This is a genomic window from Azospirillum palustre (assembly GCF_002573965.1).
Lineage (GTDB): Bacteria > Pseudomonadota > Alphaproteobacteria > Azospirillales > Azospirillaceae > Azospirillum > Azospirillum palustre.
The window spans coordinates 2,291,297-2,308,341 of record NZ_PDKW01000043.1 but is presented as its reverse complement, the minus strand read 5'-3'; the positions used below and the strand labels follow the sequence as shown (position 1 = coordinate 2,308,341).

Here is a 17,045-nt window from a genome sequence, read left to right as displayed (position 1 = left end):
CGTCCCGTCAAACGGCTCGTGCCCGGCGCCTGCCGGATCGGGTCTGCCGGATGAGGCCCGGATCGCCTCTGGATCAGGGGGTGCCGTCCGCGGTGGTCACGCCGTCCTTCGGCTGGGCGGTCTGGCTCTGGAACAGCGCCTCCTCCGCCGCGCGGCGGGCGACGAGGCCCGGCAGCTTGGTCGGCGTGCCGTTCACCGTGGCATAGACCCAGCGGCCGAACTGGCCGGCGGCGCCGGCATAATCGCCCTCGTTCAGCAGCTTCAGCAGGGTCGAGCTTTGCAGGCTGCCGGCGCCGAGATTGAAGACGAAGGACGCCAGCGCGCCGCGCTGGTCCTCGTTCAACGGCACCTTCACCAGGGCGTCGACATGGCCGGCCGCCTGCGCCAGGTCGGAGGCGAGGAAGGCGTCGGCCTGCTCCACCGTGATGGTCTGCCCCATCGTCACGCCGGCGGTATGGCCGTAACCGATGGTGGGAACGCCGGCCGGGCACAGATAGGCGTTGAGGTAGAGGCCTTCGAAATGCTTCACAAGATCGACCGCGGCTTGGCAGACCGGCTGGGTGGTCATGGATGAAAACTCCCGTTTGGCGCGCCGGGCAGGATGGTGCCGCCCGTATCGGCGGCGATCCTATGCGGAATTCGCGCAAGGCGGGAGTGTGGATTTCAATTTGTCGCGAATTGTAGAAACATGGCCGCGGGAACTCCGCAGCAGGAGAAACGAGCGCGAGGTCGGGGCGAAAGACTGAGGGTGAAAGACTGAGTATGAAAGACTGAGTATGAAAGACTCAGGGCGACAGGGTCTGGGCGGCGCCGAACAGCACGAACAGGGCGAACAGCAGGGCGAACAGGCCGGCGATGGTGGTGAACTCCAGCAGAACCTCCACAAGGCGGCTCTCGTGATCCCGCCACCGTGCCCGCTTGCCCGATCCCGGAGCGGAGGCGATTCGGGCCGGCCGCTTGTATTGGAGGCGGTCGGCCGCATGAGTCCCGGTCCAGCCGTCCGCCTGCCGCTTCGCCATCATCGCGCCCTCCACCGCTCCAGTGCCGATTTCTCTAAAATTTTAGGAAATTCCGGCGGATGGCGCTGTGACGGCAATCACAGGCGTGACGTGCGGAAGGCGAGGGGGCGGTTGGGAGGAGCGGGTGGGGCTGCCGGTGGTCGGTTCCGTCCTTTCGCTGTCCGGGCGATGCGTCCGCTGTCGGAAGGGTCGGCTTCTTCTGTGACCGTTCGAAGAAATTTGCCCGCGCCGGCTGTGTGGCGCAATGAGGAAATATGATTTGGAATCAATGAGATATTGCCATCCACGAATGCGGGTTGCAGGCATTTGCGGCAAATTCCGAAACGAGCCTCTTGAATCCACAATCCGCTTCGATTAGCTGTCTGGCACTCGCCGGGCTGGAGTGCTAACAGCCGCCGCCCGCGCCAATTCCCGTCAGTCAGAAACAAGCCTTGATCCAAGGAGGCATTCCATGAAGTTCCGCCCGCTGCACGACCGCGTCGTCGTCAAGCGTCTGGAGTCCGACACCAAGACCAAGGGTGGGATCATCATCCCCGACACGGCCAAGGAAAAGCCGCAGGAAGGCGAGATCATCGCCGTCGGCCCGGGCGCCCGTGACGAGTCGGGCAAGGTCGTGGCGCTGGACGTCAAGGCCGGCGACCGCATCCTGTTCGGCAAGTGGTCGGGCACCGAAGTGAAGATCGAAGGCGTCGATTACCTGATCATGAAGGAATCCGACATCATGGGCGTCATCGAGGCCTAAGTCCTCCGCCCGTACCCTTCGAAATTTACACGTTACAAGGAATCGAGACATGGCTGCCAAAGACGTCAAGTTCGGCCCCTCCGCGCGCGAAAAGCTGCTGCGTGGCGTTGACATCCTCGCCGACGCCGTGAAGGTCACGCTGGGCCCGAAGGGCCGCAACGTCGTGATCGAGAAGTCCTTCGGCGCTCCGCGCATCACCAAGGACGGCGTGTCGGTCGCCAAGGAAATCGAGCTGGCCGACAAGTTCGAGAACATGGGCGCCCAGATGGTCCGCGAGGTCGCCTCGAAGACCAACGATCTGGCCGGTGACGGCACCACCACCGCCACCGTCCTGGCCCAGGCCATCGTCCGCGAAGGCGTGACCAAGGTCGCCGCCGGCCTGAACCCGATGGACCTGAAGCGCGGCATCGACATCGCCGTCGCCGCCGTCGTCGCCGACATCCAGGGCCGCGCCAAGAAGGTCACGACCAACGACGAGATCGCCCAGGTCGGCACCATCTCCGCCAACGGCGAAGCCGAGATCGGCAAGATGATCGCCCAGGCGATGGAGCGCGTCGGCAACGAAGGCGTCATCACGGTTGAAGAGGCCAAGAGCCTGGACACCGAGCTGGACGTCGTCGAGGGCATGCAGTTCGACCGCGGCTACCTGTCGCCGTACTTCGTGACCAACGCCGACAAGATGGTCGCGGACCTCGAAAACCCCTTCATCCTGCTGCACGAGAAGAAGCTGTCGGGCCTGCAGCCGCTGCTGCCGGTTCTGGAAGCCGTCGTCCAGTCCTCGCGTCCGCTGCTGATCATCGCCGAGGACATCGAGGGCGAGGCGCTGGCCACGCTCGTCGTGAACAAGCTGCGCGGCGGCCTGAAGATCGCCGCCGTCAAGGCTCCGGGCTTCGGCGACCGCCGCAAGGCGATGCTGGAGGACATGGCCATCCTGACCGGCGGCCAGGTCATCTCCGAAGACCTCGGCATCAAGCTTGAGAACGTCACGCTCGACATGCTGGGCACCGCCAAGAAGGTCGTGATCTCCAAGGAGACCACCACCATCGTCGACGGCGCCGGCGAGAAGGCCGACATCGAAGCCCGTTGCGGCCAGATCCGCGCCCAGGCCGAGGAGACCACCTCGGACTACGACCGCGAGAAGCTGCAGGAGCGTCTGGCCAAGCTGGCCGGTGGCGTCGCCGTCATCCGCGTCGGCGGTGCGACCGAGGTCGAGGTGAAGGAGCGCAAGGATCGCGTTGACGACGCGATGCACGCCACCCGCGCCGCGGTGGAAGAGGGTGTGGTCGCCGGCGGCGGCACCGCCCTGCTGTACGCCACCAAGGCCCTGGACGCCCTGACCCCGATCAACGACGAGCAGCGCGTCGGCATCGACATCATCCGTCGCGCCCTGCAGGCCCCGGTCCGTCAGATCGCCTACAACGCCGGCACCGACGGTTCGATCGTGGTCGGCAAGCTGCTCGACCAGTCCGACGCCAACTTCGGCTACGACGCCCAGAAGGGTGAGTTCACCGATCTGGTCGCCGCCGGCATCATCGACCCGGTGAAGGTGGTTCGCACCGCCCTGCAGGATGCGGCCTCGATCGCCGGCCTGCTGATCACCACCGAGGCGATGATCGCCGAGAAGCCGGAGAAGAAGGCTGCTCCGGGCGGCATGCCGGGCGGCATGGGCGGCATGGACGACATGGGCTTCTGATAGCCTGACGTCCGACCGTCCTTCGGTTCGGAAAGGGGCGCCTCCGCAAGGGGGCGCCCTTTTCCTTTGCCCGGATGGCGGGGAGGGAGGCGGAGTGCCACCTTGTTCCCGAAACGCCCCAACCCTGAAAAGTCAAGGCCAAGTCCGCCTTGCTTTGCCGCGGTCGCCTCCCAATAATCCGCCCCTCTCTTGCCGGGCACCCCAGCGTGGGGCGCCGGCCTCCTGACTTCCGTATTTTTAAACGAGGGCCTGTTCCATGCGCTCCTTCGAGGGCCAGCATTCCGACAACGTCGCCATCAAGCGCACCCGCGAGCAGAAGCAGCGCCAGCTGGTTCAGCTCAAGGAGCAGGTGGCGACGCTGAAAGCCCACGCGGCCCCCGCCATCCGTGAAGCGTTGGTCAAGCGCATCGCCGAACTCGACGCCGAGCTGCGCCAGCCCGTCAAGCCTGCCCGCGAGGGCCGCGAAGGCCGCGAAGGCCGGGGTGAAGGCCGCGAGGACGCGCCGCGCCATCCCCGCCGCGAAGCCCGCGCAAGCGTCTTCCGCGCCGAGGACAGCAACGACCGCAGCGCCGCCGTGACCGCGGCGAGCGTCTTCGCCTCGCCCCGCCGCCGCAGCTGAACGCACGGGACAGCGCCATGCCCGCCGACCGCACCGCCTCCGTCAAGGGATCCCGTCTCGCCGATCAGGCCTGGCTGCTGATGATGCTGCCGCCCCTGTTCTGGGCGGGCAACGCGGTCCTGGGGCGTGCGGTCGCCGGGTCGGTGCCGCCCATCGGGCTGGCCTTCTGGCGCTGGTTCCTGGGCATGCTGGTGGTGCTGCCCTTCGCCTGGCCGCATCTGCGCCACGACATCACGCCGATCCTGGCGCGGTGGAAGAGCGTGCTGCTGCTGGGCACGCTCGGCATCGGCATCTACAACACTCTCCAATACATCGCGCTCAACACGACGACCGCGCTGAACTGCGTGATGCTGCAGTCGTCGATGCCGGTGATGATCGTGCTGATGAGCCTTGTCCTGTTCCGCGACCGGATCGGGGCGATGCAGGGGGTGGGGATCGCCGTCTCGCTGGTCGGCGCGATGACCCTGATCTCGCACGGCGATCCGGGAACCCTGCTGGGGCTGGAGCTGAATGCCGGCGACGTCTGGATGCTGGCGGCGGTGGTGATCTATGCCGCCTACACCACGCTGCTGCGCCGCCGGCCGGCGATCCACGGGCTGAGCTTCGTCGTCGTCACCTTCGCCATCGGCGCGGTGGAGCTGCTGCCTTTCTATGTCTGGGAGAGCCTGGGCGGCCATCCGGTCCAGGCCAGCGGCATCACGCTGCTGGCGGTCGGCTACACCGTGCTGTTCCCGTCCATCGCCGCCTATCTCTGCTTCAACCGGGCGGTGGAGCTTCTCGGTCCCAACACCGCCGGCCTCGCCATCCATCTGGTGCCGGTCTTCGGCAGCCTGCTGGCCATCCTGTTCCTGGGCGAGCAGCCGCACCTCTACCATGGGATCGGCATTGCCCTGATCGCCGCCGGCATCCTCCTGGCGACCCGCCGCCGCGCCTGAGTGGCAACAGGGTTGCAGCCGGGAAGGCTGCGCGGAACGTTAAACCCCTGCGAAGATAATTTTTGAACCCGGCGATCATAACAAACGAACGGGATGGCTTTGCTTGTCTTGTGATAAAGTTTGGCCAGCGCCACCTGTCGGCGGATAGGTTGTCTGGGTGCAGAGTTGGCGAAAATACTTGCGGTCTTCGCCGTTTGGTTTCGGGGTGTCCCGTGGGATAGCGCATTGATCGGCGTTCTTGTTGGGGTTTTCGCCGGTGTAGTATCCCTGGTATCCTTTTAGACATGTCCGCTATCCCTCGCGATTGCAGCGGTCAATAAGGGATGACCGCTAAAATGTCGGTCATGGCGGCGGTTCGGAAACGGAGCGCCCGTCTGGAGAGCCGGCGCTGTTCGCCGGCCCGATGTGGTGGAGGTCCCAAGATGCCCCTGCAAATTTCCGCGCCCGTTTATTCGCAAACCACTTGCCTCGTTCATATCGTCGACGGCGACCTGATGTCGCGCAGCACGCTTTCGCGGGCGCTGGGCGCGGTCGGCATCGCCTGCCGTGTCCACAGCACCGCCGCCGATGCGCTGGCCGTGCTGGGCACCGGGTCCTCCTGCATCGTCCTGCGCAGCGATCTGCCGGACATGACCGCCATGGAGTTCATGGCCGAGGCCTCGCTGCATGGCCACGACCTGCCGGTCCTGGTGATGACCGAACAGGGCGATGTCGACGCCGCCGTCGCCGCGATGAAGGCCGGCGCGGTCGACTGCATCGCCCGCCCCTTCGCCATCCCGGCCTTCCTGGAGCGGCTGCGCGCCTGCCTGGCGTCCGGCAGCCCGCATGCCCAGCAGCGCGACCGCAGCCGCGACGCCGTCCGCCGGCTCGCCCTGCTGAGCCGCCGCGAGTCGGAGGTTCTGGAATTGATCGTCGAGGGCAAGCAGAGCAAGACCATTGCCTGGGAACTGGGCATCAGCATCAAGACGGTGGAGGTCCACCGCGCCCGCATCATGGAAAAGACCGCCTGCCGCTCCATCGTCGGCCTGGGCCGCCTCTGGGAGTCGGCGGAGCTGCTGCGCGCCCGCGACCTGCCGCATCCCATGTCCATCCGCCAGCCGGTCGCATTGATGGAGGTGGCGGCATCCTGATGCCGCCATCCCCGGGGGCCGTCTTTTGCGGGCCGCCGTCCTTGCCGGATTGCGGCTCCGTCGGACACGGCCGGTCGAAAATTGCAGGCCGGCGAGTGCTTTCCGTGGGCTTGACCGGAAGAGGATTGTAAAGTTCCGGGGAAGAGCAACCAGAGCGCTGACAGGAGCGGTTCTATGTTCCCCGATCATGGTCACCGTCGCATTGCCGTGGCGTCGCCCGACGACATCGCCACGGCGCGTCGGATCGCGGCGGAACGGGCCGACGGGGTGCTGCCGGTGGACGAGGCGGCCCGGCTGGACCGGCTGGTGGCCATGGTGGCCGACTATGCTCTTGGCCGGCCGGACGGGACCATTCTGATTGCGCGGATGCGCAGCGGGGCCGGCGTCGAATGCCTGGCCTATGACCGCGATCCCGCCACCGTCGCGCTGAAGCCGTCACTGCCGGATGGTGTTCTCCCCGCGCTCGACGCGGTGCTGGACTCCGTTCGCGGCGAGGCCGACCGGTTCCATCTTCATGCCACGCCGGGCATCGGGCTCGCGCTGCTGGCCCGTGTTTTGCGGCCGGGCGCGGACGATGCGCCGCCGGCCGGCGCCCTGGCCCAGGCCGGGGCGGTGACGGTCGAGCGGAGCGGCGGCGAAGTCGCGCGCGGCGGTCCCTTCATCGACCATTGGTTCGTCAGTTGTGCCCCCGCCCGTGGCGGGGACGGCCCCTGCGGCCTCGCCTTGATGGTCGACGGCGATACGGCCGCCGCTTCCGCTGCGGAGGACGGCAAGGGTCAAAGCGGCGCCCCGCAAATTCTCGGCGCGCAACCCCCCACAATGATGACGCCCGCCGTGGTGCGGCAGATGGAGGCGGTGGTCGCCGCCACGGTGCCGGGGCTGCCGGCTCCCGTCGTGGTCAACGCCATCCGGCGCGACCTGAAGGGGCGGCCCGAACTGGGGCTGTCCCACGACCGGACCCTGACGCGGATCGGGCGGTCGGCCGTCGCGGTCCTGCGCTTCGATGCCGGTGCGGTGGATTATACGGCGCTCGGCACCCTGGCCGGGGCGGTGGTGCGCCGGCAGGAGATCACGGCGCTCGGCGCCCGCTGGGCGATGATCGGTTTCAACCCGCTGGCCCCCGCCTCGGTCCATCTGCGCTGGGCACCGGGGGAGCATGTCGTGCTCTACACCGGCGGGTGCGCCCGGCTGCCCGCCCTGTTCATCCACCGCGACCTGCACGGGGTCGAGCCGGCGCTGGCGGCGCTGGTTCTGCTGCGCGACGGTGCGGTGAGCGACGACGACCACACCGTGCTGGTGCTGCGCAACTGCAGCGACGGTGTGCCGGCCAAAGCCGTCTGAGGTCCGTCGGCTTCCCCCGATCAGCGCCAGCCGCGCGGTCCCCTGCCGGGGCCCCAGCCGCGTCCCGGGCCCCAGCCGCGGTCGCCGTGCCAGTGGTCGTTCCAGGGGCGGCGGTAATAGCCCGGCCCGACCACCACCGGCGGCGGCACGGCATAGACGGTCGGCGGCGGGACCACCACTGGCTCGCGGTAGGCGGGATAATAGGGATCGTAGGCGACGCAGCCGGTCAGGGCGGCACCCCCCGCAGCCAGGAGCAGGGCGGTCAGGATCCGGAGACGATTGGTTGGCATGGCCGTGCTTCCTGTCTGACGACGGACCGGCTTCGACGGTGAGGCCGATCATCTGTACGAACACCGCAGCCCGCCCGGCTATTCCATACCTCTTTGGCGTCATGAGTCTCGAAGCCGTTCGGCCGAGGCTGCGTCCATCCCGGAATCCGATGGGTGAAACAAGAACTATGAATTTCACATATCGGAGCGGCGCCGCCATCCTGTGTCTCGACTTCATCCCCCTTCAGAAGACCCATTCAGAAGACGAGGCGATCATGAAAGCCGTTGGTTTCCGCAAGTCCCTGCCCATCGCCGATGCCGGCGCGCTGATCGACGTCGAGATCGACCGCCCGGCCCCCACCGGCCGCGACCTGCTGGTCCGGGTGGAGGCGGTGTCGGTCAACCCGGTGGACACCAAGGTCCGCCGCAACGCCTTGCCGACCGAGGGCGACCTGCGCGTCCTGGGCTTCGATGCCGCCGGCATCGTCGAGGCGGTCGGGCCGGACGTGACGCTGTTCCGTCCCGGCGACGCGGTGTTCTATGCCGGCTCCATCGACCGGCCCGGCACCAACAGCGAATATCATCTGGTCGACGAGCGCATCGTCGGCGCCCGTCCGGCCAGCCTGAGCGTCGCCGAGGCCGCCGCCCTGCCGCTGACCGCCATCACCGCCTGGGAGATGCTGTTCCACCGGCTGGGCCTGCCGCGGGATGGCGACGGGAAAAATGCGGGCGAAGGCAAGTCGCTGCTGATCGTCGGCGGGGCCGGCGGCGTCGGCTCCATCGCCATCCAGCTGGCCCGCCGGCTGAGCAAGGTCCGGGTGCTGGCCACCGCGTCGCGTCCCGAGACCGCCGACTGGGTGCGCGACCTGGGCGCCCATGACGTGATCGACCACAGCCGGCCGATGGCGGAACAGGTGAAGGCTCTGGGGCTGGCCGGTGTCGATTACGTCTTTTCCACCAACGCGACCGACCGCCATTTCCAGGATCTGGTCGAGCTGGTGGCGCCGCAGGGTCATATCGGCCTGATCGACGATCCGGAGCCCATCGACGTCCGCCTGCTGAAGCGCAAGAGCGTCTCGCTGCACTGGGAGCTGATGTTCACCCGGCCGCTGTTCCAGACCGACGACATGATCGCCCAGCACGCGCTGCTGACCGAAGTGTCGCGGCTGGTCGATGCCGGCACGCTGCGCACCACCCTGACCGAGACGCTGGGCCGCATCGACGCCGCCACCCTGCGCAAGGCCCATGCCCTGATCGAATCCGGCAAGGCCCGCGGCAAGGTGGTGCTGGAAGGCTTCTGATCCGCGTCTTCCGGCCCGCCCTTTCAGCCGGCCAGGGCGAGCGGCGGGCGGGCCGGGCGCATCGCCGCCAGGCTTTCCACGATGAAGCCGACCAGCGGTTCGGCGAGGCGGCGGTTGCGCGGCGTCTCGCCGAAAATCGCCATCTCGACATCGCCCAGTTCGGGCAGTCCGTCCTCAACCCCCAGCCGGCGCACGCCGTCGGGCACCGAGGATTCGCTGAGCACCGCCACCCCCAGCCCGGCGCGGACGGCGGCCTGCACCCCCATGACGCTGGCGCTGGTATAGACCACCCGCCAGGACCGTCCGGTTTCGCCCAGCGCCGCCAGTCCGCGGTTGCGGAAGACGCAGGGCGCCGGCAGGGCGCAGAAGGGCAGCGGGCCGTCGGCCGGGATCTCCAGCCCGGGGGCGGCGATCCAGCGCATCGGCTCGGTCCAGATGGCCCGGCCGCGGGTGTCGCCGGCATCGCGGCGGGAGATGACGAGGTCCAGTTCGCCGCCATCCAGGGCCGAGACCAGATCGCTGCACATGCCCACCCGCACGTCGATGTGCAGCCGCGGATGCAGCTTGGCGAAGCGGCGCAGCACATGGGGCAGATGATCGGACAGGAAATATTCGGCCACGCCCAGCCGCAGTTCGCCCTCCGCCGCCGGTTCGGCGAAGCGGCGCACCGTCTCGTCGTTCAGGTCCAGCAGGCGGCGGGCATAGCCCATCAGCACTTCGCCGTCATGGGTCAGCGCCAGCGACCGGCTGGTGCGCTCGAACACCCGGCGGCCGAGCATGTCCTCCAGCTTCTTGATCTTGACGCTGATCGCCGACTGGGTGCGGCCCAGCCGCTCCGCCGCCGCGGTAAAGCCACCGGCCTCCGCCACGGTGACGAAGGCGCGCAGCGCGTCGATCTCCAGGTCGGAAAGGGACATCGGCGATACATTCCGTATGGTGATTGTTCCCTGTTATTCTATCGCGATTGTTCATGGATGGCGAGCGGCGCATCGGGACACGGCAATCGGCCTATGGCGGGCGTGCCGTTGAAGCGGGCCGGGGGCGTTCTCATTGTCAGAGCCCTCCGGGCCTTGCCGCCCGGCGGCATGACGATCCTTGAGGAGAGAGACGCCCGATGACCCGTTTTCCCGCTCCGGCCGGCAGAGTGGCTTTCAAACATCTGGCCCTCGCACTTGCCGCTGCGGCGTCGCTCGCCGGCTGCCAGATGCCGGGCCTCACGCCGCCGCCGCAACAGACCGCCGCCCTGCCGCCGCCGGCCGTTCCCAAGCCGCCGCCGGAGGCCCGTGGCATCTGGATCGTCGGCAGCCCGGCCCTGCGCGGCACCATCGATCAGGCAGCCGCCAAATACACCGGCGGTCCCGACACCAAGCCGCATCTCGACGCCCGCGGCACCGCCACCGGCTTCCGTGCCTTCTGCGGCGGCGTCGGGCTGGACCATCCCGACATGGTGGCCTCCGACCGCCCGATCGGCGCGGCCGAGTATCAGCGCTGCCGCTCCGCCGGCATCACGATGACCGAATACGGCTTCGGGCCGAAGCGCTTCGTCTACGTCAAGGACTCGCACATGATGGCGGTCCCCGGCGTGAACGATTTCGTCGCCAGCTGGGGCCAGCCCGGCAAGCCGGTGAGCGCGCCGACGACAGGGAGCTGACCGGCGGGGAGCTGAGGAGGGTTCACCCCGCCGCGAACAGCCCGCCCTCGTCGGATGCATCCGCCGCGTCGTCAGCGTTGGGATCTCCCAGCGCGGTTTCCCAGCCCAGCGCCGGCAGGGTTATGGCGCGGGTATTGCCCAGGCCGCTGCGGCTGGCGATGAAGCCGCGCTGTTCCATGTAGGTCAGCAGGCGGCGGCCGCGCCCCTTCGACCGGCTGCCGCAGGCACGCGCCACGTCGGCGTCGGACGGGCAGGGGGCGTGGTCGAGGGCGGCGCGGGCCAGCAGCAGGAAGACCGGCTGGATGTCCTCCGCCAGCGTCGCGGCGACCTCCGTCGCCCGTTGCCAGGCGGGATCGTCGCCGTTGCCGGCCCCGGCGCGGGCGGTCGCCAGACGGCGGCGGAAGGCGGGCAGGGCCAGCCGGTCGCCATCGACCCCGCGGCCCCGGCAGCGCACCAGGAAATCCTGGTACAGGACGGCGAGCGAGCGGTAGGGCGCCTCCGGGTCGGCCAGCACCTCGGCCAGCACCTCGCCATACTGGGCTTCTCGCTCGGCGGCCTGCTCCGGCGTTTCCACGGGCTCCAGCGGCAGCAGGGCGGGCTGCTCGGCCTCGGCTTCGGCGCTGCTGCCGGCGGACGGCGGCGGGGCGGCGGCGCGGCCGCGCGCCAGCTGCGCCATCAGATCGGCGCTGGCCGAGGTGGAGGGGCGGCGCACGTAGCGCGGCGGTTCCGGCTCGGTCGTGGTGAAGATCAGGTCGCGGGCGTCCTCCACCGGGGTGGCGGGCGGCGGCATCAGCGTCGGGCTGCCGGTGCGGCCTTGCGTTTCCACCGCGCCGATGCGCAGCGGCAGCGGCCGGCGCGACAAGGCGGGGCCGAGCGCGATGAAATGGCCGCGCTCCAGATCGCGGAACATCTCCGCCTGCCGGCGCTCCATGCCCAGGAGGTCGGCGGCGCGCGCCATGTCGATGTCGAGGAAGGTGCGGCCCATCAGGAAGTTCGACGCCTCGGCCGCGACGTTCTTCGCCAGCTTCGCCAGACGCTGGGTGGCGATCACCCCGGCCAGACCGCGCTTGCGTCCGCGGCACATCAGGTTGGTCATGGCGCCGAGCGAGACCTTGCGCGCCTCGTCCGACACCTCGCCGGCCGCCGACGGGGCGAACAGCTGCGCCTCGTCGACCACCACCAGCATCGGATACCAGAAATCGCGGTCGGCATCGAACAGCCCGCCTAGGAAGGCGGCGGCGTGGCGCATCTGCATTTCCGCGTCCAGCCCCTCCAGGTTCAGGACGACGGAGACGCGGTGCTGGCGCACGCGGGCGGCGACGGACTGCAATGCTGCCTCGCTGTGCGCGTCCGCCTCCACCACCACATGGCCGAAGCGTTCGGCCAGCGTGACGAAGTCGCCCTCCGGATCGATCACCGCCTGCTGCACCCATGGGGCGCTCTGTTCGATCAGCCGGCGCAGCAGGTGCGACTTGCCGGACCCGGAATTGCCCTGGACCAGCAGACGGGTCGCCAGCAGCTCCTCCAGGTCGAGCGTCGCGCCGCTGCCCGCGTTCGTCGCCCCCATGTCGATGCCGACCTTCATCCCGCTCGCCTCCCGCTCACCCGAACCGCCCCCCGAACCACCTCTTTGCGAGGGAGGGCCTTCCTATAGCGCAGGCGGCCGCGGCGATACGAGGATTCGATTCGGGACAAGCCGGCCGGGACCGGGAGATCACTCTCGGGTCGATTGAGCCGGAGCGGTGCGGATGAGCGTTCCGGTGGTGGGCTGGGTCTTGCGGCGGAGGGAGATTTTGCCCATATTCTGGCGGACAGGAGGGTGCGGCTGGCACCGCACCCCCCGTCCGGTCCGGTTACTTCAGCAGATCGAGGATCGCCTTGATCAGCTGAAGCACCAGGACCAGGAGGACGAGTGCTTTTTCCACTCCGTGCTCCCCGGTAGGTGGGACGCGGGCGGTGGTCACTCCGCCGCCCGGTTCCCACCATTGCATGCATAGCGACAGTGGGTGGAGCGGGCAACGTTCATTCCACCGTACCGTGTGCGTCTCCATTTCCAGTCAACCTGATTTTTGGGGCCGAGCCGGTTCCTGGCTCCCAGGCGGATGATCGCGCTGCGCAACAACCTGACCCCACGGTCATGAAACCGCAAACAAGCTCTGTTACAAGCGGATGCCGACCCCATGCGCGATCGGCGCTGGCGGACCGAGCGATGACTGTGCTGACCACCACAAAAGCCGGAGCCAAAACCGCAAGGCCGGAAACCGACCGCGCCGACTCCTATGGCGCGGCATGGGACGCCGTCCGCTCCGCTGACGGTGATGCGGCATCGTTCGATTGGGCCTCGGCGGTCGGTGCCCTGCGCTACGCCTTCCAGCCCATCGTGCAGTTGCGCTCAGGCCGCTGCCACGGCTATGAGGCGCTGCTGCGCGGGTTCGAGCGCACCGGCTTCGCCAACGCGGGCGAACTGCTGGACGCCGCCGAGGCCGCCGGCCTGCTGGCGACGGTGGAGACCGCGCTGCATGCCAAGGCGGTCGCCGCCTACCGCGCGCTGGCGGGCTGGAACGAGGCGAAGCTGTTCCTGAACCTCGACGCCCGGCTGATCGGCCGGCCCGACTCGCCCTGGCTTGCCCGCGACCCTGCCGCCTCGCGCAACAGCGGCATCGTGCTGGAGCTGTCGGAAAGCCGCCCGGTGCCCAGCGGCGTCGCGGTGGATGCGGCGGTCGACCGTTTCCGCCAGAGCGGGGCCGGCATCGCCATCGACGATTTCGGCGTCGGCCATTCCGGTCTGCGCACGCTGTACGAGGCGCGGCCGGACTATGTGAAGATCGACCGCTTCTTCATCGCCGGCATCGACGCGGACGCGCGCAAGCGGGCGCTGGTGGCGGCGCTGGCCGGCCATGCCCATGCGCTGGGCATCCAGATCGTGGCGGAGGGGGTGGAGACCGTCACCGAGTTCTACACCTGCCGGGATCTCGGCTGCGACTTCGCCCAGGGCTTCCTGATCGCCCGCCCGCGCGTCGATCTGACCGCTTTGCCGAACCGCTATCCGGTGGTCGAGGATCTGAACCGCAAGGATCGCCGCCAGCCCAGCGAGTCGCACCGCCGCCTGTCGGAGGTGATCGAACGGCTGCCGCCGCTGCGGGTCGATTCGCGCAAGACCGAGCTGCTGGACTATTTCCGCCGCGACGGCAGCGCCGCCATCGCGCCGATCATCGACGAGCATGAGCGGCCGCTCGGCCTGATCCGCGAACGCGACCTGAAGCGCTTCGTCTATTCGCGATTCGGCGGCGAGCTGCTGCGCAACCGCGGCCTGGGCGACCGGCTGGACGATCTGGTGATCCGCTCGCCGGTCTGCGACATCTCCACCCCGCTGGACCGGGTGATCGAGGCCTTCTCCACCGAGTCGGCCGCCGACGGCATCGTCATCGTCGAGGGCGGCGCCTATGCCGGCGTGCTGTCGAGCGGTGCCTTGCTGCGGCTGGTGCATGAGCGCAACCTGGCGATGGCGACCGACCAGAACCCGCTGACCCGGCTGCCGGGCAATGCGGCGATCCTGCGCCACATCGAAGGGGCGCTGGCCGATCCGGGCCGCGGCCATGTGCTGGCCTATCTGGATTTCGACAACTTCAAGCCCTTCAACGACAATTTCGGCTTCCGCCAGGGCGACCGCGCCATCCTGATGTTCAGCGAGCGGCTGAAGGCCTGGGCCGGCAGCGCCGGGGCGGCCATCGACGCCGACGCCTTCGCCGGCCATATCGGCGGCGACGACTTCTTCCTGGGCGTCAGCGGCGGCGGGGAGGGCGAGGTGCTTGCCCGGCTGGCGGAATTGCTGGCCCTGTTCCGCTCCGACGCCGAAAGCCTGTACGACGCCGAAACCAGGGTCAGCGGCGGCTTCCTGGCGAAGGACCGCTATGGCGCCGTGCGGCGCTTCCCGCTGCTGGCGGCCAGCGGGGTTGCCGTGGTGATCCCGCCCGGCAGCCATGGGCTGACGCCCGACGCCATCAACGCCGCCATCGCCGATCACAAGACCGCCGCCAAGGGGGCGGAGGACAAGCTGTTCGTGGTGCGGCTGGGGTGAAGTGACATCCCCCTGGTACAAACTCCGTCAATGACGTAGTATTGGTTTCCATGGGCGAGCCTTTCGATCCAGTCAAGAATCTGCTCAATCGCCGCAAGCACGGCTTGGACCTGTCCTTTGGGGCCGAGGTCCTTCGTGACCGCGATCTGATCGAAGCTCTCGATCTGTCCATGGATTATGGCGAGGAGCGCTTCAACGCGCTGGGCATGGTCAAAGGCAAGGTCTACGCCGTCACCTATACTGAACGTGCGGAGGGGTAAGATTCATTTCCGTGCGGGAGGCCGACAAACGCGAAGCAGCCCACTATTTCAAGGCCAACGCTTGAGCAACGGCATCCCAGACCCAAGGTGATCCCGATGAGCGACCACGAAACTTTCACCGACGAGCAACTTTCCGCCATGAGGCATCCGCCTCTGGCGAAGCGGGTCCGTCGTTCGACCGGTCTGTCGCAGGAAGCCTTCGCCGAGCGCTTCGGCATTCCGCTGCGCACCTTGCAGGAGTGGGAGCAGGGGCGGCGGGAGCCTGATGCCGCCGTCGCGTCCTACCTGCGCGTCATCGAAAAACAGCCGGATATGGTCGCCCAGGTTCTGGCGGCCGAGTGAGTGCGAAGCGGAGGGCGCCCCCTCACGCATAATCCTGGAAGCTCTCCGCCGTGGCGCGGTCATAGCCCTGGCTGGCGCGCAGGAGCTGCAACGTGTAGGGCTGGCGCGCGGCACCGCGGCGCAACTCCTCCACGCTCATCTCCTCGACCAGACGGCCGCGGTTCATCACCGCCAGCCGGTCGCACAGGTTGGCGACGACGGCGAGGTTGTGGGTGACCAGCACCAGCGTCAGGCCATGCTCCGCCCGCAGCCGGCGCAGCAGGTTCAGGATCTCCGCCTGCACCGACACGTCGAGAGCCGAGGTCGGCTCGTCGAGCAGCAGGACCCGCGGTTCCAGCACCAGGGCGCGGGCGATGGCGACGCGCTGGCGCTGACCGCCCGACAGCTGGTGCGGGTAGCGGAAGCGGAAGGCGGGGCCGAGCCCGACATCGCGCAGCACCCGGCCGATGCGGGCGTCGGCATCGCCCAGCCCATGGATGGCAATGGGTTCCGCCAGGATGCGGTCCACCGTGTGGCGCGGGTGCAGCGAGCCGTAGGGATCCTGGAACACCATCTGGCAGAGCTTGTAGAAGCCCTTCTGCCGCACCGGTCCCTGCTCCGCGCCGGCGACGGCGATGCGGCCGGTCCACTCGTCGTTCAGGCCGCTGACCGCGCGCAGGACCGTCGATTTTCCGGAGCCGGATTCGCCGACGAGGCCGAAGCTCTCGCCCTCGCGCACCGACAGGGTGACGCTGTCCACCGCCGTGATGGCATCGGCGCCCTGGCCGAAGCGGACCCGCAAATCCTGGATGTCGATCATCGTCCTTACGCCTCCAACCACATCGGATCGCGGCTCAGCACCGGCAGGTCGCCCGGCGGCTCGTCGATCCTGGGCAGGCTGGCCAGCAGGCCGCGGGTGTAGGGGTGCTGCGCCGCGTGCAGCTCCGACGCGCGGCAGCTCTCCACCACCCGGCCGGCATACATGATCAGGATGCGGTCGCAGAAGGAGGCGACGAGGTTCAGATCGTGGCTGACGAAGATCATGCCCATGCCGCGCTGGGAGCAGAGGTCGTCGAGGATCGCCAGCACCTGCATCTGCACGGTGACGTCGAGCGCCGAGGTCGGCTCGTCGGCGATCAGCAGGTCGGGGTCGGGGATCAGCATCATGGCGATCATGATGCGCTGGCCCATGCCGCCCGACACCTCGTGCGGGTAGCGGTCATAGACCCGCTCCGGGTCGCGGATGCGCACGGCGGCCAGCATCTCCAGCGCGCGGCGCTTCGCCTCGGCGGCACCGGCCTTGCTGTGGACGCGGTAGGCCTCGGCGATCTGGCGGCCGACGGTCATCACCGGGTTCAGCGAGTATTTCGGGTCCTGCATCACCATGGCGATGCGCCGGCCGCGGATCTCGCGCATGCGCCTGGGCGACGCCGCCAGCAGATCCTCGCCGTTGAAGGCCAGCCGGTCGGCAGTCACCTGGCCTGGCGAGGGCACGAGGCGCAGGATGGAGCGGCCGGTCATCGACTTGCCGGAGCCCGACTCGCCGACGATGCCCAGCTTCTCCCGGCCGAGCGTGAAGGAGACGCCGCGCACCGCCTCGGCCATGCCGGTGCGGGTGGGGAAGGCGACGCGCAGGTTGGAAACCTCCAGCAGGGGAGTGTCGTCCGCCGTCTTGTTGTTCGCCAT

The 17,045-nt window shown here is 68.6% G+C and carries 18 protein-coding genes; 11 read left to right on the top strand and 7 right to left on the bottom strand.

Going from position 1 to position 17,045, the window contains the following annotated elements; all coding sequences use genetic code 11:
* Window positions 1-73 precede the first annotated feature (73 nt).
* On the bottom strand, window positions 74-568 hold the full coding sequence (locus tag CRT60_RS33225; RefSeq protein WP_098740627.1) for a lysozyme: 495 nt from the start codon (window positions 566-568) through the stop codon (window positions 74-76).
* Window positions 569-785: 217 nt separating this feature from the next.
* Window positions 786-1,022, bottom strand: coding sequence for a hypothetical protein (locus tag CRT60_RS33220; RefSeq protein WP_098740626.1), 237 nt, complete (start codon window positions 1,020-1,022; stop codon window positions 786-788).
* A gap of 448 nt (window positions 1,023-1,470) precedes the next feature.
* Here CRT60_RS33220 and groES point away from each other — a divergent pair, with 448 nt between their 5' ends.
* The 6 genes from groES to CRT60_RS33190 all read left to right on the top strand — a co-directional run bounded on the left by groES (window position 1,471) and on the right by CRT60_RS33190 (window position 7,479).
* Window positions 1,471-1,761, top strand: coding sequence for a co-chaperone GroES (gene groES / locus CRT60_RS33215; protein ID WP_042702035.1), 291 nt, complete (start codon window positions 1,471-1,473; stop codon window positions 1,759-1,761).
* 49 nt (window positions 1,762-1,810) lie between these two features.
* Entirely contained in the window at window positions 1,811-3,454 is a 1,644-nt protein-coding gene (gene groL, locus CRT60_RS33210; RefSeq protein ID WP_098740625.1) for a chaperonin GroEL, read from the top strand.
* 256 nt (window positions 3,455-3,710) lie between these two features.
* Entirely contained in the window at window positions 3,711-4,073 is a 363-nt protein-coding gene (locus CRT60_RS33205) for a hypothetical protein (protein ID WP_098740624.1), read from the top strand.
* Between the two features lie 17 nt (window positions 4,074-4,090).
* Complete coding sequence (locus CRT60_RS33200; protein WP_098740623.1) at window positions 4,091-5,008, top strand: DMT family transporter; 918 nt, start codon at window positions 4,091-4,093, stop codon at window positions 5,006-5,008.
* Between the two features lie 422 nt (window positions 5,009-5,430).
* On the top strand, window positions 5,431-6,138 hold the full coding sequence (locus tag CRT60_RS33195; RefSeq protein WP_098740622.1) for a response regulator transcription factor: 708 nt from the start codon (window positions 5,431-5,433) through the stop codon (window positions 6,136-6,138).
* A gap of 174 nt (window positions 6,139-6,312) precedes the next feature.
* Window positions 6,313-7,479, top strand: coding sequence for a hypothetical protein (locus CRT60_RS33190; protein WP_098740621.1), 1,167 nt, complete (start codon window positions 6,313-6,315; stop codon window positions 7,477-7,479).
* Window positions 7,480-7,499: 20 nt separating this feature from the next.
* Here CRT60_RS33190 and CRT60_RS36575 read toward each other — a convergent pair whose 3' ends face one another.
* On the bottom strand, window positions 7,500-7,769 hold the full coding sequence (locus tag CRT60_RS36575; RefSeq protein ID WP_098740620.1) for a hypothetical protein: 270 nt from the start codon (window positions 7,767-7,769) through the stop codon (window positions 7,500-7,502).
* A gap of 254 nt (window positions 7,770-8,023) precedes the next feature.
* Between CRT60_RS36575 and CRT60_RS33180 the strand changes: the two genes are divergently transcribed.
* Window positions 8,024-9,049 (top strand): zinc-binding alcohol dehydrogenase family protein, encoded by a 1,026-nt coding sequence (locus tag CRT60_RS33180; protein WP_098741161.1) that lies wholly within the window; start codon window positions 8,024-8,026, stop codon window positions 9,047-9,049.
* Between the two features lie 23 nt (window positions 9,050-9,072).
* Here the strand turns inward: CRT60_RS33180 and CRT60_RS33175 are convergent, their stop codons facing one another.
* Window positions 9,073-9,966, bottom strand: a complete 894-nt coding sequence (locus CRT60_RS33175; RefSeq protein ID WP_098740619.1) for a LysR substrate-binding domain-containing protein — start codon at window positions 9,964-9,966, stop codon at window positions 9,073-9,075.
* 197 nt (window positions 9,967-10,163) lie between these two features.
* On the opposite strand from CRT60_RS33175, the gene CRT60_RS33170 reads away from it, so the two are divergent.
* Window positions 10,164-10,700, top strand: coding sequence for a type 2 periplasmic-binding domain-containing protein (locus CRT60_RS33170; RefSeq protein WP_098740618.1), 537 nt, complete (start codon window positions 10,164-10,166; stop codon window positions 10,698-10,700).
* 22 nt (window positions 10,701-10,722) lie between these two features.
* On the opposite strand, the gene CRT60_RS33165 is transcribed toward CRT60_RS33170, so the two are convergent.
* The gene (locus CRT60_RS33165; RefSeq protein WP_098740617.1) at window positions 10,723-12,285 is read right to left on the bottom strand and encodes an ATP-binding protein; all 1,563 of its coding nucleotides are present in this window, start codon (window positions 12,283-12,285) and stop codon (window positions 10,723-10,725) included.
* 624 nt (window positions 12,286-12,909) lie between these two features.
* Between CRT60_RS33165 and CRT60_RS33160 the strand changes: the two genes are divergently transcribed.
* The 3 genes from CRT60_RS33160 (at window position 12,910) to CRT60_RS33150 (ending at window position 15,380) form a co-directional block, all read left to right on the top strand.
* Entirely contained in the window at window positions 12,910-14,778 is a 1,869-nt protein-coding gene (locus tag CRT60_RS33160; RefSeq protein ID WP_098740616.1) for a GGDEF domain-containing protein, read from the top strand.
* Between the two features lie 50 nt (window positions 14,779-14,828).
* Window positions 14,829-15,038, top strand: coding sequence for a BrnT family toxin (locus tag CRT60_RS33155; protein WP_244592884.1), 210 nt, complete (start codon window positions 14,829-14,831; stop codon window positions 15,036-15,038).
* Window positions 15,039-15,134: 96 nt separating this feature from the next.
* Window positions 15,135-15,380 carry a helix-turn-helix domain-containing protein gene (locus tag CRT60_RS33150; protein WP_098740615.1) on the top strand — a complete coding sequence of 82 codons (246 nt, stop codon included), beginning with the start codon at window positions 15,135-15,137 and terminating at the stop codon, window positions 15,378-15,380.
* Between the two features lie 22 nt (window positions 15,381-15,402).
* Here the strand turns inward: CRT60_RS33150 and CRT60_RS33145 are convergent, their stop codons facing one another.
* Window positions 15,403-16,179 carry an ABC transporter ATP-binding protein gene (locus tag CRT60_RS33145; RefSeq protein WP_098740614.1) on the bottom strand — a complete coding sequence of 259 codons (777 nt, stop codon included), beginning with the start codon at window positions 16,177-16,179 and terminating at the stop codon, window positions 15,403-15,405.
* A gap of 5 nt (window positions 16,180-16,184) precedes the next feature.
* Window positions 16,185-17,045, bottom strand: coding sequence for an ABC transporter ATP-binding protein (locus CRT60_RS33140; protein WP_098740613.1), 861 nt, complete (start codon window positions 17,043-17,045; stop codon window positions 16,185-16,187).